Origin of the sequence: Xylophilus sp. GW821-FHT01B05, from assembly GCA_038961845.1 — a bacterium.
In the GTDB taxonomy this organism is placed as follows: Bacteria; Pseudomonadota; Gammaproteobacteria; order Burkholderiales; family Burkholderiaceae_C; genus Xylophilus.
In genome coordinates, this window is the sequence record CP152408.1 from 546,520 (window position 1) to 565,961 (window position 19,442).

20 protein-coding genes and 2 pseudogenes are annotated in these 19,442 nt (G+C 68.1%); 12 read left to right on the top strand and 10 right to left on the bottom strand.

Features of this window, described 5'->3' with window-relative positions:
* Nucleotides 1-4: 4 nt before the first annotated feature.
* Nucleotides 5-862 (bottom strand): LysR family transcriptional regulator, encoded by an 858-nt coding sequence (locus tag AAFF27_02555; protein ID XAH24090.1) that lies wholly within the window; start codon nucleotides 860-862, stop codon nucleotides 5-7.
* An 83-nt stretch (nucleotides 863-945) separates the two neighbouring features.
* Here AAFF27_02555 and AAFF27_02560 point away from each other — a divergent pair, with 83 nt between their 5' ends.
* Nucleotides 946-2,196 carry a YbfB/YjiJ family MFS transporter gene (locus AAFF27_02560; protein XAH24091.1) on the top strand — a complete coding sequence of 417 codons (1,251 nt, stop codon included), beginning with the start codon at nucleotides 946-948 and terminating at the stop codon, nucleotides 2,194-2,196.
* Here the strand turns inward: AAFF27_02560 and AAFF27_02565 are convergent.
* From AAFF27_02565 to AAFF27_02580, 4 genes are all read right to left on the bottom strand, one after another.
* A complete protein-coding gene (locus AAFF27_02565) occupies nucleotides 2,193-3,428 on the bottom strand; it encodes an ATP-binding protein (protein ID XAH26368.1) in 1,236 nt (411 codons plus the stop codon). The two genes, AAFF27_02560 and AAFF27_02565, sit on opposite strands and share 4 nt — an antisense overlap.
* 41 nt (nucleotides 3,429-3,469) lie before the next feature.
* A complete protein-coding gene (locus AAFF27_02570; protein ID XAH24092.1) occupies nucleotides 3,470-4,189 on the bottom strand; it encodes a response regulator transcription factor in 720 nt (239 codons plus the stop codon).
* 127 nt (nucleotides 4,190-4,316) lie between these two features.
* The gene (locus AAFF27_02575; protein XAH24093.1) at nucleotides 4,317-5,669 is read right to left on the bottom strand and encodes an AmpG family muropeptide MFS transporter; all 1,353 of its coding nucleotides are present in this window, start codon (nucleotides 5,667-5,669) and stop codon (nucleotides 4,317-4,319) included.
* Between the two features lie 40 nt (nucleotides 5,670-5,709).
* Nucleotides 5,710-6,348, bottom strand: coding sequence for an MBL fold metallo-hydrolase (locus AAFF27_02580; protein ID XAH24094.1), 639 nt, complete (start codon nucleotides 6,346-6,348; stop codon nucleotides 5,710-5,712).
* Nucleotides 6,349-6,449: 101 nt separating this feature from the next.
* On the opposite strand from AAFF27_02580, the gene AAFF27_02585 reads away from it, so the two are divergent.
* From AAFF27_02585 to AAFF27_02625, 9 genes are all read left to right on the top strand, one after another.
* A complete protein-coding gene (locus tag AAFF27_02585; GenBank protein ID XAH24095.1) occupies nucleotides 6,450-7,787 on the top strand; it encodes an LLM class flavin-dependent oxidoreductase in 1,338 nt (445 codons plus the stop codon).
* A 273-nt stretch (nucleotides 7,788-8,060) separates the two neighbouring features.
* Entirely contained in the window at nucleotides 8,061-9,818 is a 1,758-nt protein-coding gene (gene atzF / locus AAFF27_02590) for an allophanate hydrolase (protein XAH24096.1), read from the top strand.
* Nucleotides 9,819-9,876: 58 nt separating this feature from the next.
* Nucleotides 9,877-10,878, top strand: coding sequence for an ABC transporter substrate-binding protein (locus AAFF27_02595; protein ID XAH24097.1), 1,002 nt, complete (start codon nucleotides 9,877-9,879; stop codon nucleotides 10,876-10,878).
* Between the two features lie 5 nt (nucleotides 10,879-10,883).
* Entirely contained in the window at nucleotides 10,884-11,726 is an 843-nt protein-coding gene (locus AAFF27_02600; protein ID XAH24098.1) for an ABC transporter permease, read from the top strand.
* Nucleotides 11,723-12,544, top strand: coding sequence for an ABC transporter ATP-binding protein (locus AAFF27_02605; GenBank protein ID XAH24099.1), 822 nt, complete (start codon nucleotides 11,723-11,725; stop codon nucleotides 12,542-12,544). Before AAFF27_02600 ends, AAFF27_02605 begins: the two co-directional genes overlap by 4 nt.
* On the top strand, nucleotides 12,541-12,756 hold the full coding sequence (locus tag AAFF27_02610) for a DUF4089 domain-containing protein (GenBank protein XAH24100.1): 216 nt from the start codon (nucleotides 12,541-12,543) through the stop codon (nucleotides 12,754-12,756). The genes AAFF27_02605 and AAFF27_02610 overlap by 4 nt, the downstream gene beginning before the upstream one ends.
* A gap of 2 nt (nucleotides 12,757-12,758) precedes the next feature.
* On the top strand, nucleotides 12,759-14,156 hold the full coding sequence (locus tag AAFF27_02615) for an AtzE family amidohydrolase (protein XAH24101.1): 1,398 nt from the start codon (nucleotides 12,759-12,761) through the stop codon (nucleotides 14,154-14,156).
* A gap of 10 nt (nucleotides 14,157-14,166) precedes the next feature.
* Nucleotides 14,167-14,541: an oxalurate catabolism protein HpxZ gene (gene hpxZ, locus AAFF27_02620; protein XAH24102.1), complete on the top strand. Its 375-nt coding sequence runs from the start codon at nucleotides 14,167-14,169 to the stop codon at nucleotides 14,539-14,541.
* Between the two features lie 14 nt (nucleotides 14,542-14,555).
* Complete coding sequence (locus AAFF27_02625; GenBank protein XAH24103.1) at nucleotides 14,556-15,314, top strand: GntR family transcriptional regulator; 759 nt, start codon at nucleotides 14,556-14,558, stop codon at nucleotides 15,312-15,314.
* Here the strand turns inward: AAFF27_02625 and AAFF27_02630 are convergent.
* The 4 genes and pseudogenes from AAFF27_02630 to AAFF27_02645 all read right to left on the bottom strand — a co-directional run bounded on the left by AAFF27_02630 (nucleotide 15,301) and on the right by AAFF27_02645 (nucleotide 16,879).
* Nucleotides 15,301-15,624 carry a CcdB family protein gene (locus AAFF27_02630; protein XAH24104.1) on the bottom strand — a complete coding sequence of 108 codons (324 nt, stop codon included), beginning with the start codon at nucleotides 15,622-15,624 and terminating at the stop codon, nucleotides 15,301-15,303. The two genes, AAFF27_02625 and AAFF27_02630, sit on opposite strands and share 14 nt — an antisense overlap.
* Nucleotides 15,624-15,767 carry a hypothetical protein gene (locus AAFF27_02635; protein ID XAH24105.1) on the bottom strand — a complete coding sequence of 48 codons (144 nt, stop codon included), beginning with the start codon at nucleotides 15,765-15,767 and terminating at the stop codon, nucleotides 15,624-15,626. Before AAFF27_02635 ends, AAFF27_02630 begins: the two co-directional genes overlap by 1 nt.
* 41 nt (nucleotides 15,768-15,808) lie before the next feature.
* A pseudogene (locus AAFF27_02640) lies at nucleotides 15,809-15,931 on the bottom strand (exodeoxyribonuclease III).
* Nucleotides 15,932-16,237: 306 nt separating this feature from the next.
* The gene (locus tag AAFF27_02645; GenBank protein XAH24106.1) at nucleotides 16,238-16,879 is read right to left on the bottom strand and encodes a TetR/AcrR family transcriptional regulator; all 642 of its coding nucleotides are present in this window, start codon (nucleotides 16,877-16,879) and stop codon (nucleotides 16,238-16,240) included.
* A 113-nt stretch (nucleotides 16,880-16,992) separates the two neighbouring features.
* Here AAFF27_02645 and AAFF27_02650 point away from each other — a divergent pair, with 113 nt between their 5' ends.
* On the top strand, nucleotides 16,993-17,883 hold the full coding sequence (locus tag AAFF27_02650; GenBank protein ID XAH26369.1) for a class I SAM-dependent methyltransferase: 891 nt from the start codon (nucleotides 16,993-16,995) through the stop codon (nucleotides 17,881-17,883).
* Nucleotides 17,884-18,071: 188 nt separating this feature from the next.
* Nucleotides 18,072-18,965, top strand: a complete 894-nt coding sequence (locus AAFF27_02655; protein ID XAH24107.1) for an NAD(P)/FAD-dependent oxidoreductase — start codon at nucleotides 18,072-18,074, stop codon at nucleotides 18,963-18,965.
* Nucleotides 18,966-19,277: 312 nt separating this feature from the next.
* Here AAFF27_02655 and AAFF27_02660 read toward each other — a convergent pair.
* Nucleotides 19,278-19,397: pseudogene (locus tag AAFF27_02660) on the bottom strand (exodeoxyribonuclease III).
* Nucleotides 19,398-19,442 lie beyond the last annotated feature (45 nt).

Genomic DNA, 19,442 nt, shown 5'->3' on the forward strand with positions numbered 1-19,442 from the left:
GGCCTCATGCAGGGATCAATAGTTCGCGCAGCGCATCGAGCGCGGCCGACTGGTAGCCGCGCCGCTGCACCAGCACCGTGTCGCAGCTTTGCAGCGGCACCAGGCGCAGCGCCGGCGGCTCGCGCATCAGGTCCAGCAGCGAGCGCGGCACCACGCCGGCGCAGCGGCCGGCCGCCACGCAGGCCAGGATCGCGTGGTACGAGGCCAGCTCCAGGATGCGCGGCGGGTTGCCGTCGCGCGTCATCCAGGCCTCGCCTATGCGGCGGTAGGTGCAGCCCGGCGCAAAGGCGGCCAGGGTGTCGAGCTGCAGGTCTTGCGGGCTGCTGATTTCCGGGTGCTGGGCCGGCAGCGCCAGCAGCAGCGCTTCGCTGAAGAAGGGCGTGAGCTCCAAATCGGCCGCGTCCTCGGCGATGCCCGGCGGCGGCCAGGCGAGCAGGGCGCAATCCAGTGAATGTGAGCGAACACTCTCTACCAATTGACGTGATGGCGCGGTGGATAGCTCCAGCACCACCTCGGGCCAGCGGCTGTGCAACTGCGCCAGCGGCCCCGGCAGCCGGCTGGCGGCGGTGCTTTCCATGGCGCCCAGGCGCAAGCGGCCACCGGGCTGGCCGGGGTGCACCGCCTGGCGCGCTTCCTCGGCCAGGGCCAGCAGGCGGCCGGCGTAGTCCAGCAGCGACTGGCCGGCCGGCGTCAGCGCCATGCGCCGGCCTTCGCGCAGGAACAAGGTGGCGCCCAGCTCGTCTTCCAGCTGCTGCACGCGGGTGGTGACGTTGGACTGGGCGCGCTGCAGCCGCTCGGCCGCGCGTGTCACGCTGCCTTCTGCGGCCACGGTACGGAAAATCTCGAGGGCAACAAAGTCCACGATATATCTTTATAAAAGATGGATTTTAAAAATAGAATCCTGAAAACAGATGATAAGCCGCCCCCGCCGGGGTGGCAACCGCCATGCCCGCCACTGCTTCTTCCGCGCTTCCTGCCCTTCGTGACCGTCCCTATGCCGTAGCCCTGGCCGGCATGGCGTCCCTGGCCACGGCCATGGGCATTGGCCGCTTCGCCTTCACGCCGCTGCTGCCGATGATGTTGCACGACGGCGTGGTGACGCTGGCCGGCGGCAGTTGGCTGGCCACCGCCAACTACATCGGCTACCTGGTGGGCGCGCTGGCCTGCATGGCGCTGCCCTGGCTGGCCCGGCACCGGAGTGGCGTGCCGGGCGCAGCGGTGCTGGCACGGGCGGGGCTGGTGGCGACGGTGCTGCTCACGCTGGGCATGGCGCTGCCGCTGCCCGGCGCCTGGCCGCTGCTGCGCTTTGCCGCGGGCGTGGCCAGCGCCATGGTGTTCCTCAATATCTCGGGCTGGTGCATGGTGCGGCTGGTGGCGCTGGGCCGGCCGGCCATGGGCGGGTTGATCTTCTGCGGGCCGGGCCTGGGCATTGTGCTGAGCGGCTTGCTGGCCAGCGCCATGGTGGCCGCGCACTGGTCGGCCGCAGCCGGCTGGGCGGTGCTGGGCGTGCTGGCCGCGGGCTTGTGCACGGCGGCCTGGCCGGTGTTGCAAGGCGCGGCCGGGCTGCCGGGCAGCGCCGCGAAACACGCAGACAGCGCCGCAGCGCCACACGCTTACCCGCGCACCGAGCGCGCGCTGCTCACGTTGGCCTACGGGCTGGCCGGGCTGGGCTACATTGTTACCGCCACCTTCCTGCCGGTGATTGCGCGCGCCGCGCTGCCGGCCGGCTCGGTCTGGCCGGACCTGTTCTGGCCCTTGTTTGGCGCGGGTGTGGCGCTGGGCGCGGCGCTGTCCACGCGCACGCCCGCCGGCTGGGACCGGCGCCTGCTGCTGGTGGCGGCCTATGCCTTGCAGGCCTGCGCCATTGGCCTGAGCCTGCTGTGGCCCAACCGCGTCGGCTTTGCGCTGGGCAGCCTGCTGCTGGGCTTGCCGTTTACCGCGCTCACCTTCTATGCGCTGCAGGAGGCGCGCCGCATCTGGCCGGCGGCGGGGGATAGTTTTGCGGGGTTGATGACCGCCACCTATGGCATCGGCCAGATCGCCGGGCCGCCGATGGTGGCGCTGCTGCTGCATCGCAGCGCCACGGCGGGGCAGGGCTTTGCCTGGGGCTTGTCAGTGGCGGCGGGCGCCCTGTTGCTGGGGGCCTTGGTGTACGGCGTCATGTACCGCTTCTGGCCCTGGACGAAAAGCGCCTAATCCGCCGTCGCGGGCAGCTCCAGGATGAAGCAGGCGCCGCTCTCGCCGTCTGGCCGGCCTTCGCAGCGCACGCTGCCGCCGTGCCGCAGCGCGATGGAGCGCACCAGCGCCAGGCCCAGGCCCACGCCGCCTTCGCGCTCGCTGGCGCCGGGCAGGCGGTAGAAGGGCTCGAAGATGCGTTCGCGCTGCTCGGGCGGCACGCCCGGGCCACGGTCACAGACGCTCAGCACGGCGCGGTCGCCGTCGCGGCGCACCAGCAGCAGGATGTCGCCATGGCTGTAGCGGCGCGCGTTCTCCAGCAGGTTGCGCACGGCGCGGCGCAACAGCCTGGAGACACCGCGCACGGCAACACCGCTGCGCGCGTCGTCGGGCACTTCCAGCTCGGCGTCGACGCGGGCGCATTCCTCGGCGGCCAGGCCGGTCAGGTCCATGGTCTCCAGCGTGCCGATGTCGGCCTCTTGGGCGTCCAGGCGGCTGGCGAGCAGGATCTCGTCTATCAGCTGGTCCAGCTCGGCGATGTTGCGCGCGATCTCTTCCTTGAACGCGGCCGAAGGCGTGGCGCCCATCAGCTCCAGGCCCATGCGGATGCGCGTGAGCGGCGAGCGCAGCTCGTGCGAGGCATTGGCCAGCAGCGATTTGTGCGAGTCGACCAGGGTCTCGATGCGCTCGGCCGAGTGGTTGAAGCGCCGCGCCAGGAAGGCGACCTCGTCGCTGCCCTGCACCGGCACGCGCGCGGTGAGGTCGCCACGGCCCCATTGCTCCACGCCTTGCTGCAGGCGCTCGAGCCGGCGCGTGAGCTTGCGGATGATCGGGTAGGTGGCCAGCGCCACGGCCACGGCGACCAGGCCCAGCGTCCAGAAGAAGCCAAACGGCGGCCGGCTCCAGAAGCCCGGCGGCGGGCGCTGCAGGTGCATGGTCAGCAGGCGCCCGTCGCTCATGGTGACGACAAATTCAGGCCCGGTGCGCGCCGGCGGCGGCGGATGCAGGTTGGGCGGGAACGGGCTCTGGCCGGGCTCGGGGATGAGCTGCTCGCCCGGCGGCGGGCGCCGCCGCAGGATGCCGTTGCCCACCACGCTGCCGTCCACGCTGCGCACGATCAGCTCGCGCGGCGGCGGGTCGGACGCCATCTGCCAGGCCCAGCCCACCAGCAGCGTCAGCACCGCCACGGCCAGCACCACCGCCAGCCAGATGCGCACATACAGCCGCTGGCCAAGGCGGGCGACGGTGCGCATATGGCGCGGCGGCGCGGTCGTGCCGGATAGCGTGGCGGCCATTAGTCTTGTTGCTTGGCGAAGACGTAACCGACGCCGCGCACGGTCAGGATGCGTTTCGGGTTCTTGGCGTCGACCTCGATCGCGGCGCGGATGCGGCCCATGTGCACGTCGATGGAGCGGTCAAAGGCTTCCAGCTCGCGGCCGCGCACGGCCTCCATGATCTGGTCGCGTGTGAGCACGCGGCCGGCGCGTTCGGCCAGCGCGATCAGCAGGTCGAACTGGTAGGAGGTGAGGTCGGCCGGCTGGCTGCCGATGGTGACCGAGCGCGCATCGCGGTCGATCTCCAGCGAGCCAAAGCGCATGGTGCGGGTCGAGGGCGTGGCGCCTTCGACCCGGCGGCGCAGGATGGCGCGTATGCGCGCCAGCAGCTCGCGCGGCTCGAAGGGCTTGGGCAGGTAGTCGTCTGCGCCCAGCTCCAGGCCGATGATGCGGTCCATCGGGTCGCCCTTGGCGGTGAGCATCAGCACCGGCACCTGCGCCGCCGAGCCCGGCAGCGCGCGGATGCGGCGGCACACTTCCAGCCCATCGATGTCGGGCAGCATCAGGTCCAGGATCACCAGGTCGGGGGCGCCGCTGCTGCTGCCTTCGCCCTGCAGGCGCTCCAGGCCGCCCAGGCCGTCGCCGGCGTGGGCAACGCTGAAGCCCGATTGCGTCAGGTATTCACCCACCATCTGCGCCAGGCGGGTGTCGTCTTCGATCATGAGAAGCTGCGTGGTCATGGTTCCATCCTTGCGCCGATGCTCGCGCTTTGCGTTGTAGCGTCCGTAAAGTTGGGTAAACGGCTGTCGCGCACGATCTGTGTGCGCTTCTAAAAATATAGCAATAGGCTCAGGTTCTACGCCGGCTTCAGGCCTTTTTGGGTAAAAAACTCGGGAGCGAGGCCAGCGCCACCAGCAGCAGCACCGGCAGCCCCAGCAGCGCGGTCATGATGAAGAAGGAGCTGTAGCCGTAGCTGTCGACATAGGCGCCCGAGAAGCCCGCCAGCCATTTGGGCAGCAGCAGCATCAGCGAGCTGAACAGCGCGTACTGCGTGGCCGAGTAGTTGATGTTGGTCAGGCTCGACAAATAGGCAATGAAGGCGGCCGAGGCAATGCCGCTGGCCAGGTTGTCGGCCGCCACCACGGCGATCAGCCCGGTCAGGTCATGGCCGCGCGTGCCCAGCCAGGCAAACAGCAGGTTCGACAGCGCCGACAGCACGGCACCCAGCATCAGCACCCGCATCACGCCCACGCGCATGGCCAGCACGCCGCCCAGAAAGGCGCCCACCAGCGTCATGGCCACACCATAGATCTTGGACACCGCAGCCACTTCATCCTTGCTGAAGCCCATGTCCACGTAGAAGGGGTTGGCCATGATGCCCATCACCACGTCGCTGATGCGGTAGATGGCGATCAGCGCCAGGATCAGCGCGGCCTGCCAGCGGTAGCGGCGGATGAAGTCGGCAAAGGGCTCGATCAGCGCGCCGCGCAGCCATTCGGCCGCATTGCGGGGCTTGGACAGCGCGCGCGGCGCGGGCTCGGGCGAGCACAGCACGGTGACGATGCCCACCGCCATCGACAGCGCCATCGCAAAGTAGGCCGCGCGCCAGGCGCCGGGCTGGTAGCCGGCAAGGCCCGCGACCTCGGCCCGCGCGGCAATCCACAGCGCGCCGGCGCCAGCCCAGATCATGGCCAGGCGGTAGCCGGTCTGGTAGGTGGCGGCCAGCGCTGCCTGCCGGTCGGCGTCGGCCGATTCGATGCGGAACGCGTCCAGCGCCACATCTTGCGTGGCCGAGCCAAAGGCCACCGCCAGCGCGCACCAGACCACCGGCAGCAACGCATCGCGCGGGTCGTGCAGCGCCATGCCGATCAGGCCGGCCACGACCAGGCCTTGCGCCAGCAGCAGCCAGCTGCGGCGCCGGCCCAGCGCGCGCGTCAGTAGCGGTATCGGCAGCCGGTCCACCAGCGGCGCCCAGACCCACTTGAAGGCATAGGCCAGGCCAACCCAGCTCAGGTAGCCGATGGTGGTGCGGTCAACGCCGGCCTCGCGCAGCCAGAAACTGAGCGTGCCCAGCACCAGCAGCAAGGGCAGGCCGGCGGAGAAACCCAGCGCCAGCATGCGCAGGCTGGCCGGCTCGCGGTAGACGCGCAGCGCCTGGCGCCAGGAGCGGTGCGGTGCGGTGGGGGAAGAGGGCGCGGCGGTGTTCGGACTGTCGGACATGGGTATCCAGGTTGCTGCCTATTATTGGCCGCGCTCCGTCTCAGGTCCCGCCTACGTAAGGATTGCTGCGCCGCTCCCGGCCAAAGCTGCTCTCCGGCCCGTGGCCCGGGATGAACACCGTCTGGTCGCCCATGGGCCAGAGCTTGCCGACGATGCTGGCTATCAGCGCCTGCGGATCGCTGCGCGGGAAGTCGGTGCGGCCGACCGACCCGGCAAACAGCACATCGCCGACAAAGGCGCGGTTCATCTCCGCGTTGTGGAACACCACGTGCCCCGGCGTGTGGCCCGGGCAGTGGCGCACCGCAAAGCTGTGCGCGCCCAGCGTCACCGTGTCGCCGTCGTGCAGCCAGCGCTCGGGCACAAAGGCGCCGGCTGGCGGAAAGCCAAAGGCCGCGGCCTGCGCGGCCAGGCCGTCGATCAGGAATTGGTCCTCCGGGTGCGGCCCGATCACCGGCAGGCCGGCGCGCGCCACCAGCTCGGCCACGCCGCCGGCATGGTCGATGTGGGCGTGCGTGAGCCAGATCTGGCGCAGCGTCACGCCCTGGTGCGCGGCCTCGGCCAGCAGCCGGTCGACGTCGCCGCCGGGGTCGATCAGCACGCCCTCCATGCTGGCGTCGTCCCACAGGAGCGAGCAGTTCTGCTGAAAGGCGGTAACGGGAATCGTGCGGTAGTGGAGCATGGGCGGAATTCTGCCCTGCCCGCCGCAGGGCCAAGGGCGGCGCCGCCTACACAGTTGCGGCGGACTCGTTACGGTGCCAGCTTCACTCCAGGACCCTGCCCATGCCGTCTCGCCAGCTCAAGCTTGGTGCTTTCATGCGCCCCGTCAGCATCCACACCGGCGCCTGGCGCTATCCGGGGGCGTGGCGCGACGCCAACTTCAACCTGACGCGCATCAAGTACCTGGCACAGCGGCTGGAAGAGGGGCGCTTCGACGCCTTCTTCATGGCCGACCACCTGGCCGTGCTCAATATGCCGATGGAGGCGCTGCAGCGCAGCCACACCGTCAGCTCCTTCGAGCCTTTCACGCTGCTGTCGGCGCTGTCGCAGCACACCACGCACCTGGGGCTGGTGGCCACGGCATCCACTACCTATGACGAGCCCTTTCACATCGCGCGGCGCTTTGCCTCGCTGGACCATTTGTCTGAAGGGCGCGCGGGCTGGAACATCGTCACCACCAGCAACCCCGACGCCGCGCGCAACTTCGGCCGCGAAGACCAGCCGGCGCACGCCGACCGCTATGCCCGCGCCCGCGAGTTCTATGAGGTGGTCACCGGCCTGTGGGACAGCTGGGCCGACGACGCCTTCGAGCGCGACGCCGCCAGCGGCCGCTTCTTCGACCCGGCCAAGCTGCATGTGCTCAACCACAAGGGGCCGGAGCTGTCGGTGCGTGGCCCGCTGCACATTGCGCGGCCGGTGCAGGGCTGGCCGGTGATCGTGCAGGCCGGCGCCTCCGAGCCCGGGCGCCAGTTGGCGGCCGAGACGGCCGAGCTGGTGTTTGCCGCGCACGGCACGCTGGCCGAGGGGCAGCGCTTCTACGCCGACGTCAAGGGCCGCATGCGCGCCATCGGCCGCGACCCGGAGCATTTGAAGATCCTGCCCGGCGCCTTCGTCGTGGTGGGCGACACGGTGGAAGAAGCGCACGCCATCCGCGCCCGGCTCGACGGCCTGGTGCATTACGAAAGCGCCATCGCCTCGCTCTCGATCTCGCTGGGCAGCGACGCCACGCGCTTCGACCCCGACCGCCCGCTGCCCGAGGACATCCCCGACACCAACCAGAGCAAGAGCGGCCGCGAGCGGGTGATTGCCCTGGCGCGGCGCGAGAACTTCACCGTGCGCCAACTGGCCCAGCGCCTGGGCGGCTACGGCGGGCTGGCCTTTGTCGGCACCGCGCAAACCATCGCTGACCAGATGGAGGAGTGGCTGCTGTCCGAGGGCTCGGACGGCTTCAACATCATGTTTCCCTTCCTGCCCGCCGGGCTCGACGCCTTTGTCGACAAGGTCGTGCCCGAGCTGCAGCGCCGCGGCATCTACCGCCGTGAATACGAAGGCCGCACCCTGCGCGAAAACCTGGGGCTGCCACGGCCGGGCAATCGGTTTTTTCAAGAGAAAAGTGCCTGAAACCAAGGTGGATTCTGGGGTATTAGCTATCTATTAAATAGCATCTCCACGATTTCGCAATGGCCGCAAGGCACCGGTTGCCGCACTGTGCTGGGGCGCCCGGCGCAGGGAGTGCGCGCTGTGGCGCTTGCCCTGGCATTCAGGCTGAAGCCGCCTGAATCGCCCGTTATTCCTGGCCATTCAGCTATTGAAACGATAGCTTGAACGCCTCGCGCCACCGCCCCGGTGGAGCGCCGTGGTGTTGGCACACGGCTTGCATCTCATCTTGTGTACATGATTGGATGCCTTGACGTGGTGCAAACAAAAGACTCCCCTCCCAAGACCGTTTCGTCTGTGGTTCCAGCGGCTCCGCTGGTGGTCGGGCGGCCCGAATCCGCCTGGATTCGCCGCTTCGACCAGCCTTTGCCTGGCGCTGCCGGCGGCGCGCTGGCTGGCCTGCGCTTTGCGGCCAAGGACAACATCGACGTGGCCGGCGTGCCCACCACCGCCGCCTGCCCGGAGTTCGCCTACACGCCCACGGCGCACGCCACCGTGGTGCAGCGCCTGCTGGACGCCGGCGCCACGCTGCTGGGCAAGACCAACCTCGACCAGTTCGCCTGCGGCCTGAACGGCACGCGCTCGCCCTATGGCGCCGTGCCCAATGCCATCGATGCGCGCTATGTGTCGGGCGGCTCCAGCTCGGGCTCGGCCTATGTGGTGGCCAGCGGGCAGGTCGACTTCGCGCTGGGCACCGACACGGCAGGCTCGGGCCGCGTGCCGGCCGGGCTCAACAACATCGTGGGGCTCAAGCCCTCCAAGGGTCTGATCAGCGCTGGCGGCGTGCTGCCGGCGGCGCAGAGCGTGGATTGCGTGTCGGTGCTGGCGCGCACCGTGGCCACTGCGGTGCGCGTGCTGGAGGCCGCCATGGCGCCTGATCCGCGCGACCCCTATGCGCGCAGGCTGGCCATGGCGGCCGAGCCCTTTCCCGCGGCCTTCCGCTTTGGCGTGCCAGCCGTGCTGGAGTTTGCTGGCGACGCACAGGCCGAGGCCGCCTTTGCCCAGGCCTGCGCGCAGTTGCAGGCGCTGGGCGGCACGCCGGTGGCGATCGACTACACGCCGCTCGCGGCCGCTGCCAGCCTGCTCTATGACAGCGCGCTGGTGGCCGAGCGCTATGCCGCGGTGCGCGGCTTCTTCGATGCGCAGCCCGAGGCGGTGATCGAGCCGGTGCGCTCCATCCTGGCCGCCGGCAAGGGCTATGGCGCGGCCGATGTGTTCGACGCCCAGCACCGCCTGCAGGCCCTGGCCGCGCAGGCCGCGCCGATGTGGCAGCAGATCGACCTGCTGTGCCTGCCGACCGCGCCCACGCACTGCAGCATCAGCGCCATGCAGGCTGACCCGCTGGCGCGCAACCGCGTGCTGGGCCACTACACCAACTTCGTCAACCTGCTGGACTACGCCGCGCTGTCGGTGCCGGCCAGCCTGCGGCCCGATGGCCTGCCCTTTGGCATCACGCTGGTGGGCCTGGCCGGCAGCGACTGGCAACTGGCCGAGCTGGGGCAGCGCTTTCATCACGCCACCGGCCTGCCGCAGGGCGCCACCGGCAAGCCGCTGCCGGCACCGGTCGCCATTGCCGGCCTGCAGCCCACGGCCGCCACGCACCTGCCGCTGGTAGTGGTGGGCGCGCACCTGTCGGGCCTGCCGCTCAACCACCAACTGACCGAGCGCGGCGCGCGCCTGGCCGAGGCCACGCACACCGCCGCGCATTACCGCCTGCATGCGCTGCCCGGCACCGTGCCGCCCAAGCCCGGGCTGCAGCGCGTGGCTGAAGGTGGCGCCGCCATCGCGGTCGAGGTCTGGCAAGTGCCGCTGGCCGCAGTCGGCAGCTTTCTGGCGCTGGTGCCGCAGCCCTTGGGCCTGGGCAGTGTCGAGCTGGCCGACGGCCGCTGGGCGCACGGCTTCATCTGCGAAGGCCATGCGCTGCAAGGCGCCCTGGACGTGACGGCCTACGGCGGCTGGCGCGCCTATGTGGCGGCGCAAGCGGCGCGGCCCTGAACGCATCGCAGCATCCAGGCAAGTTTCCATTTCCCTTCTTTTCTTCCAGGAGTTCGTCATGCAGCAAACCCCATCGTCCGTTTCGCCGCGCCGCCGCAGTGTTCTGCAGGCAGGCGCCGCCGCGCTTGGTGCCCTGGCCGCGCCGGCCATCGTGCGGGCGCAGACCGGCCCGAAGATCCGCATCGGCTTCTGGCCGGTGGCGGCGGGCCTGCCCTTCTTCGCTGCCGTGGAGAAAGGCTATTTCAAGGAGGCGGGCCTGGATGTCGAGCCGCTCAAGTTCGCCGGCGCCCAGCAGGTGATGGAGGCCATGCTGTCAGGCCGCGGCGACGGCAGCGCCAACGGCACCGGCTCGGCCAACATGGCGATCGGCGAGATCGCGCAGCCCGGCCTGTTCAAGATCTTCTGCACCAACCCCAGCAATGCGAAAGACGTGCTGGAAGAATTCCTGGTCGCCAAAGACAGCCCGATCAAGAGCGTGGCTGAACTGAAGGGCAAGAAGGTTGCCTCCGGCCCCGGCATCCAGAACGTGACGCTGGCCAAGACCATGCTGGAGCGCGCCGGCGCCACCGGCGCGTCGGTGGTCGAACTGCCGATCGGCCAGCATGTGGCGGCCATCGCCGCAGGCCAGGTCGATGCCTGCTACACGCTGGAGCCCACCGGCACGGTCGGCCGCCTGAACGGCATCACGCGGCTGCTGGAGGCTGGCGTGGTAGCGCACTACATCCTTGGCGATCCGATGGCGCCCTGGCACGGCGGCGCGGCCAGCCTGACCACCGAGTTCATCCAGAAGAACCCCGAGGCGGCGAAGAAATACATCGCGGCCTACACCCGCGGCGTCGAGCTGGTGCGCAAGCAGCCCGACGAGGCACGCCAGTTCATGAAGGGCTACACCGCCATCGACGGTGCGCTGACCAAGGAGGTGCCGCTGGCCGCCTACATGCTGCACAACGAGTTCAAGCCCAGCGACGTCGCCTACTTCCAGAAGTTCTACGACCTGTTCACCGAGAAGGGCATCTTCTCGAAGAAGCTCGCCGTAGAAGGCCTGCTCTACAAGGCTTGAAGAGCATGTCTGCCCCAAGCACATCTTCCACGCCGGCGCGCGGCCCCGGCTGGGCGCCACCGGCCAGCCCGGCGGCTGCCACGCAAGCCAGGAAGTTCGACCGCTCGCGCCTGCTGCCTTTCATCGGCCCGGTGGTGCTCTTCATCATCTGGGACCTGGTGGTGCGCGCCGGCCTGATCAAGGCCATCCTGCTGCCGCCGCCGGCCGACACCATCGCCACCCTGCTCACCGGCCTGGCCGGCGGCGCGCTGCTGACCGACTTCCTGGTCACCGTGGGCCGCACGCTGCAGGCCTTTGTCATTGCCGCCGCAGTCGGCATGCCGCTGGGCGTGCTGCTGGGCAGCAATGAAAAGGCCTACCGCAGCGTGGAGTTCTTGATCGACTTCTTTCGCTCCACGCCGTCTTCGGCGCTGATCCCGCTGTTCCTGCTGATCTTTGGCGTGTCCGACATCAACAAGGTCGCCATTGCCGCCTTCGGCGCGCTGCTGATCGTGGTCTTCAACAGCGCCTATGGCGTGATCAACGCGCGCAAGCAGCGCGTGATGGCGGCCAAGGTCATGGGCGCCTCGCGCTGGCAGATCTTCAAGGACGTGCTGGTGTGGGAAAGCCTGCAGCCGAGCTTTGTCGGCCTGCGCTCGGCGGTGTCGATGGCGCTGGTGATCGTCATCGTGGCCGAGATGTTCATTGGCTCGGAGAACGGCCTGGGCCACGCCATCATCGATGCGCAGCAGGTGCTCAACGTCAAGACCATGTACGCGGCCATCCTGGCGGCGGGTGCGCTGGGCTATGTGCTCAACATCCTCTTTCTGGTGCTGGAGCGCCGCATCATTCACTGGAGCGGAAGATGAACGCCGTACTCAACGCCCCGGTCTTCGCCGACGTGCCCGCACCGGCTTTTCGCCCCGGCCCGGCCGGCACCCACATCACCATTCGCGGGCTGACCAAGTACTTTGCCGGCTGGCCGCTGTACGAGAACTTCGACCTCGACATTCCCAAGGGCAAGATCGTCTCGGTGTTCGGCCCCAACGGCTGCGGCAAGAGCACGCTGATCAACATGATCGCCGGGCTCATCCCCATCGACAGCGGCCAGATCCTGTTCGACGGCAAGGAGCGCAAGGACACCAAGATCGGCTACGTGTTCCAGAACTACCGCGAGGCCATGTTCCCGTGGATGCGCACCATCGACAACATCGCCTACCCGCTCAAGCTGGAGGGCCGCAGCAAGGCCGAGGTCGACCGGCGCATGGAAGAACTCGTCGCCTCCTTCGACGTCAAGTTCGACCTGCGGCGCTACCCCTACGAGCTGTCGGGCGGGCAGCAGCAGACCGCTTCCATCATGCGGGCGCTGGCGCCGAACCCGGAGGTGTTGTTTCTGGACGAGCCTTTCTCCGCGCTCGACTTCGAGATGACCCTCTTCATCCGCGAGAAGCTGCAAGAGGTGTTCATGCAGACCGGCACCACCATGCTGCTGGTGTCGCACGACCTGGAAGAAGCGGTCTACCTGGCCGACCAGGTGCTGCTGCTGACCAAGCGGCCGACCAAGGTGGCCGAGATCCTCGACTACGCCGACGCGCGCCCGCGCACCACAGACACGCTGTCGCAGCCCAGCTTCATCGCCGCCAAGAAGCTGAGCCTGGAGATCTTCCAGCGCGAGGTGCGGCGATGAGTGCACCCGATCTGCTGCCCTACGTAAATGCCAGCGCCGCGCTGCTCGGGCTGCCGCTGGACCAGGCCCACGCGCAGCGCGTGGCCGCGCACCTGGCGCGCACCGCGGCCATGGCCCAACTGCTGGAGGCCGCGCCGCTCGCGCCCGATGACGAGCCGGCAGAGATTTATTGCCCTGCAGCCTTCTGGCCCTTGTCGGATAAGGGGGTGTAGCTATGGAAAAAATAGCGTCCGACAGCGCCGCCATGCTTGCCGCCGTGGCGCGGGGGGACTGCAGCGCACGCGCCTGGCTGGAGCAGTGCATTGCCCGCATCGAGGCCACCGACGGCCAAGTCAACGCCTTCACCGGCCGCACTCTTGAGCGCGCCCGGCGCGAGGCCGACGCCATCGATGCGCGCCGCGCCCGTGGCGAGGCACTGCCGCCGCTGGCCGGCCTGCCCTATGCGGTGAAGAACCTGTTCGACGTGCAGGGCGAGGTCACGCTGGCCGGCTCCAAGGTGAACCGCAGCCACGCGTCTGCGATGGCAGACGCCGTGCTGGTCCAGCGCCTGCGCGAGGCCGGCGCGGTGCTGGTCGGCACGCTCAACATGGACGAATACGCCTACGGCTTCACCACCGAGAACACGCACTACGGCCCCACGCGCAATCCGCACGACCTCACGCGCATCGCCGGCGGCTCCAGCGGCGGCTCGGGCGCGGCGGTGGCGGCGCAGCAGGTGCCGGTGGCGCTGGGCTCGGACACCAATGGCTCGATCCGCGTGCCGGCATCCTTGTGCGGCGTCTGGGGGCTCAAGCCCACCTTTGGCCGGCTGTCGCGGCGCGGCAGCTATCCCTTTGTGCACAGCATCGACCACCTGGGGCCGTTTGCTGATTCGGCGCAGATGCTGGCGCAGGTCTACGACGTATTGCAGTACCCCGACGCGCAAGACCCAGGCTGCCACGCGCTGGCCGTGCAACCGGTGGTGCCCACGCTGGAGCAGGGCGTGCAGGGCCTGCGCATAGGCGTGCTCGGCGGCTACTTCCATGAGCACGCCACGGCGCCCGCGCGCGCGGCGGTGCAGGCCGCAGCCGCCGCGCTGGGCGCCAGCGCCACGGTCGAGTGGCCCGATGCCGCGCTGGCCCGCGCCGCCGCCTTCATCATCACCGCGGGCGAGGGCGGAAGCCTGCACCTGGACCACCTGCGCACCCAGGCCGACGACTACGAGCCGTTGTCGGTAGACCGCTTCATCGCCGGCGCGCTGCAGCCTGCGCATTGGGTCACGCGCGCACAGCGTTTTCGCCGCGCCTACCGCGACCGCGTCAACGCGCTGTTTGCCGACTGGGACCTGCTGCTGGCGCCGGCCACGCCGGTCAGCGCCACGCCCATAGGCACCGAATGGCTGGACATCAACGGCACGACGCAGCCCTGCCGCGCGGCCATGGGCCTGCTGACCCAGCCGGTCTCCTTTGCCGGCTGCCCGGTGGTCGCCGCGCCGCTCTGGCCTGCCGGCCCGCAAGGCTTGCCGCTGGGCGTGCAGTTGATCGCCGCCCCGTGGCGCGAAGACCTGGCCCTGCGCGCTGCGCACGTGCTGGAACAGGCCGGCATCGCCCGTGTCCGCTCCCCTTCTTTCTGAAAATATGCCCATGGATATCAACCTGCCCGAGGTGCTGGCCGAAGTCAGCGCCCAGTTCGCCCGCTATGAAAAAGCCTTGACCGGCAACGATGTGGCCGTGCTGGACGAACTGTTCTGGCGCAGCCCGCACACGCTGCGCTACGGCGCCACCGAGAACCTCTACGGCTATGACGAGATCCAGGCCTTCCGCGCCGGCCGCCCGGCGCAGGGCCTGGAGCGCGAGGTGCTGCGCACGGCCATCACCAGCTACGGCCGCGACTTCGCCACGGCCAACATCGAGTTCCGCCGCGCCGGCAGCGCGCGCACCGGCCGCCAAAGCCAGACCTGGCTGCGCACGCCCGAGGGCTGGCGCGTGGTCGCCGCCCACGTCAGCCTGTTGGCCTGATTACCATCGCCCCTGTGCCGAAACCCACTACGCCCACTGCCACCTTGCCCGCCGAGCCCGCGCGGCGCTCCCGCGCGGAAGACGTCCATGCGCTGCTCAAGCGCGACATGGCCGAGTTCCGCCTGGTGCCGGGCGACCGCTTCACCGAGGGCGAGATCAGCGAGCGCCTGGGCGTGTCGCGCACGCCGGTGCGCCAGGCGCTGTTCCGCCTGCAGCAAGAGGGCTTTGTCGAGGTGCTGTTTCGCAGCGGCTGGCGCGTGCTGCCGATCGACTTCCAGCAGTTCGAGCAGCTCTATGACCTGCGCATGGTGCTGGAGACCGAGGCCGTGCGCCGCCTGTGCTCTGGTGCGCTGCGCATGGAACGCACCCAGTTCGACGCGCTGGCCGGCATCTGGCTGGTGGCGCCCGAGGCACGCAGCAGCGACATGGTGCAGGTCGGCCGCTGGGACGAGGAATTCCACTGCGCCCTGGTCGCCGCCACCGGCAACGCCGAGATGGCCCGGGTGCACAGCGACGTGACCGACCGCATCCGCATCATCCGGCGCCTGGATTTCACCTGGGCCGCGCGCATAGAGGCCACCTACGAAGAGCACGGCCAGATCCTGCGCGCCGTGCAGGCCCAGCGCGGCGAAGAGGCGGCCCGCCTGCTCAGCGCCCACATAGGCGCCAGCCAGGCCGAGGTGCGCAAGATCACGCTGCACCAGATCTACATGGCGCGGAATGCGGGGCGGGAAGCCGCGGATTTACCGGCGCTCAGCCCTACGAGCGTGTGAGCAGTTCGTCCAGGCCATCGGCAATGGCCTGCCCCTGCTCTGCCAGCGATCCCACAAGCTCGCCCAATTGATCCAGAGCCACCGAGACCATGTCCAGTGGATGCAGGACCACCTGCACACCGTCGATGGCAAATACGGGGTTCATCCTGGAGCCTGCGATGGAAGAGTTGCGAGGAAGCAAGTCCAGACGCATCAGCGGGACGACCATTCGTCTGCGGTAGCGGTCGAATTGTTGGGACTGGACAAGCACGACGAAGGGAATGGAATCGCGCAGGGGCCCTTTGTTGCGATGGACGTCGAACTGCGCCATTACAAAGTGGAGTGTTCGTCTGCGAACGAACCGATGGACGCGTGCACGGCGTTCCAGTCAGCGGCACAGGCGTCCGCTGCTTGCTGGCGATGACGCTGCGCGCTTTGCTGCGCGGCGACAAACTCGGTCAGAAGCGACTCCATGAGGGGCGACGAGGCGTGAAATCTTGTTTCCCGGGCACAGATCACAGCGTGAAGTCGTACTCCACCGTCACCGGTGCGTGATCAGAGAACTTCACGTCCTTGTAGATGTGCTCGCTGCGCGCCAGCGCGGCGGTGGCTGGCGTTGCCAGGTGGTAGTCAATACGACAAAAAACCTACACATGGATCGGGGCGCCGCTGGCGCGTCAAGACGACGGCGACCGGCCAATTGCGCGCGGGCGACGCTTGGCCCTGAACGACTGCTTCAGAATGATCTCGGTCAGTCATAAGAACCTATTCAAAGACAGCTTTGCGATTCTTGCGGAAGGTCGAATTGCTTCGAAGCGCAAGTCGGAACAGACCGACTTGCGCGGTTCGGCGGCAACGGAATGCGAGTTAAGGCGATTCGCTATGGCTTGGGGATAGGTTCGCTTTCCGCCGAATGCTCTCGACCTTGAGCATCTTCGTGGAGCCTACGTGCCAAACGCCGCCATGAAGACCCGTACGGCCTCGCGCAGAAGGGACTTATTCTCACGAGAGTCCGGCATCTCGAGCTTCAGCAGTCCACGCATGTGTCCTGAGCCCATGAACATCGACAGGAACAGGTCCGCTGCTTGGCGCGGATGGCGTACTTTCAGCGTGCCCGCCGCGTGGGCGAGCCGCAGGTAGTCCGCTAGCTCGTTGGTCACACGCTCCGGGCCCTCCTTGTAGAGCCCACGGCACACATCTGGTTGTGCACCTGCGACGCCGTAGACGGAGCGCAATGCGCCCAAGGCGTCCTCCCCACGCGACAGTGCGAGAAACCGCGCGCCGACCGCGAGGAGGACCTGCTCAGGCTGATCCGGATCCAGCGCCCCCGCCTCCGAGACTCCCGCCATCACCGCCACCGTCTTGTCGCGCACGACGGCATGAAACAACCCTTCCTTGGAGCCGAAGTGGCTGTACACGGTCATCTTGGATACACCGGCGTCCGCTGCGATGGCATCCACGCTGGCACGCTCTAGGCCATGCTCGTTGAAGTGCTTTTGCGCGGCTTCCAGGATGCGCCTGCCGCGCTCGGGATCGCGCGGTCGCCCGCGCTGTGGCTTGGGATCGATAACGGGCAGGCTGTTCATGGATGCTTTTAATGTACTTGACAGTTTAATATATCTAATGCACATTAGTGGACTTGTAAGTACAGCAAATGAAATCCGCCTTGGCAGAAGCTGATCAACACAAGGAAACCACGATGGCACCGCAAAACGCCCGTCAGATTGCCGACTGGAATGGACCCAGTGGGGAGCGTTGGATCGTCAATCAGGCTCGGCTCGATGCCATGTTGGCGGTGTTTGGCAAGGCCGCGATCGAAGCCGCCGCGCCCGTGGTGGGCGAGCGCGTGCTGGATGTCGGCTGCGGCGCAGGCACGTCGAGTTTTGCGCTGGCCACCCTCGTTGGCGCGGGAGGGCGGGTGCTGGGTGTGGACGTCTCCGCCCCGCTGATCGCACGAGCGCGCGCGCTGGCGCCACCGGATGCAACAGCCCAATTTCAGGTGGCCGATGCCAGCAGCGCTGAGCTGCCCGATGGCGCGTTCGACCTCCTGTTCTCGCGTTTTGGGGTGATGTTTTTCGACGATCCGACAGGGGCGTTCGCTCGTCTGCGCCGGGCGCTCAGGCCCGGTGGCCGGGTCGCTTTCGTTTGCTGGCGCAGCGCGGCCGAGAACGGGTGGGCGCGCCTTCCAATGGAGGCGATCGAGGGCCTCGTCCCCTCGGCCGTCCCGCCCGTCGCCGAAGCACCCGGCCCGTTTTCCTTCGGCGATCAAGGACGGGTGGCGCGCATTCTGACGACGGCCGGGTTCGCCGAGATTGCGCTGGCGCCCTTGGACGCTTCCATCCCTTTCGGCCAAGGCGAGACGCGGGACGCGGCGATTGACGATGGGGTGCAGTTAGCGATCGACGCAGGCCCCTTGGCGCGCGTGCTCGCGGAACAGCCCAACGACGTCCGTGCCCGGGCTACGGCCGCTGTCCGCACCGCCTTTGCAGCCCTTCCCGTTGGACGGTCCGTGATGACCGACGGCGCGGCGTGGGTCGTCACGGCGCGCAACCCCCTCCATCCGTCACAAGGAGACCATCCCCATGGATGACGTCCTCATCATCTGCTGCAGCTTTGCCGGCCTGGTCGCCGCCGGCGGCTTCGAGCCGTAGGGAGACTTCTGTGCAACGACGATCCCTGCTGTCGCTGGCCGCGCTCTCCACCATCGGCCTAGCTCACGCACAACCAACCGCCAAGCCCTTCCCCTCGCCAGTCTTTCACAACCCGGAGCCCATCACCATGAACGACGTCATCATCATCGGCGGCAGCTTTGCCGGCCTCGCCGCCGCCCTGCAACTCGGCCGTGCCCGCCGCACCGTCACCGTGCTCGATACCGGCCGGCCGCGCAACCGCTTTGCCGGCCACTCGCATGGCTTGCTCGGCCACGATCACAAGCCACCGCTGGACATCCTGGCCGAGGCGCGGCAGCAGCTGGCGCGCTATCCAACGATCAGGCTGGTCAATGCCCGGGCCGAGAGCGTCTCCGGCGCCATCGACGATTTCTGCGTCGTCACTGACGATCACGAAAGCCTCGGGGCGCGCCGCGTGATCCTGAGCTACGGCGTTGCCGACCAGATGCCTGAGGTTCCAGGCTTTGCCGAAAGCTGGGGCACGTCCATCGTGCCCTGCCCCTATTGCGACGGCTTTGAAGTCGCCGACCGGCATTGGGGCCTCGTCTGGTCCGGCCCGCAATCGCACAATCAGGCCAAGCTGTTCCGCGATTGGACCGACAAGTTGACTGTCTTCGCCGATGGTCACGACATCCCGCCCGATATCCAGGCCGATCTGGCGCGCCGCAACATACCTGTCATCGATGGCCGGATCGTCGAGATCGCCCATCACAAGGGCCATATCTCCACAGTCAATCTCGATACCGGCCGCAAGGTCGCGGTCGACGTCCTGTTCGCCCAGCCGCGCAACAAGCCGTCCGCAACCCTGCATGAAGCGCTGGGCCTCGCCACAATGGACACGCCTACCGGCATCGTCCTCAAGGTCGACGAGCGCCGCGTCACCAGCATGCCCGGCATCTACGCCGCCGGTGACCTCACGACGCCTTTCCTGCCATCGGTCACCCAAGCATCCTCACAGGGTGCGATGGCGGGCATCTTCGCCCAACAGTCAATGCTGGTTTGAAAGACACGACCTCAATAACCAACGCAATGCTCATGAACCACCGCGCAGCCTCTTCCATTGCTGCACGGTGGTCAACCGCTGAGTCGTATTGCACGGTTCCCCCGACCGCCCGCCGACCGCGAAACCTTTCTTTGCAGCGCTCCGTTGTGATGGGCAGCATCTGGCGATCGCTGCAGTGGAGAACGACCGACCCTGGCAGAAAGCGGTCTTGAAAGTCGAGTCCTCGAATGAGGGCAATAGCTGCAAAGCGGACCTTCAATCTTAGGCACCGGAAGACTCATTGAGCCCAAAGCGGACCTGACCCACGTCTGATCAAAGGTCGAAGTCGTAGTCGATGGTCACCGGCGCGTGATCAGAGAACTTCACATCCTTGTAGATGTGCTCGCTGCGCGCCAGCGCGGCGGTAGCTGGCGTTGCCAGGTGGTAGTCAATCGCACAAAACACCCGCAAATGGATCGGGTGTCAGGCAACTGTGGT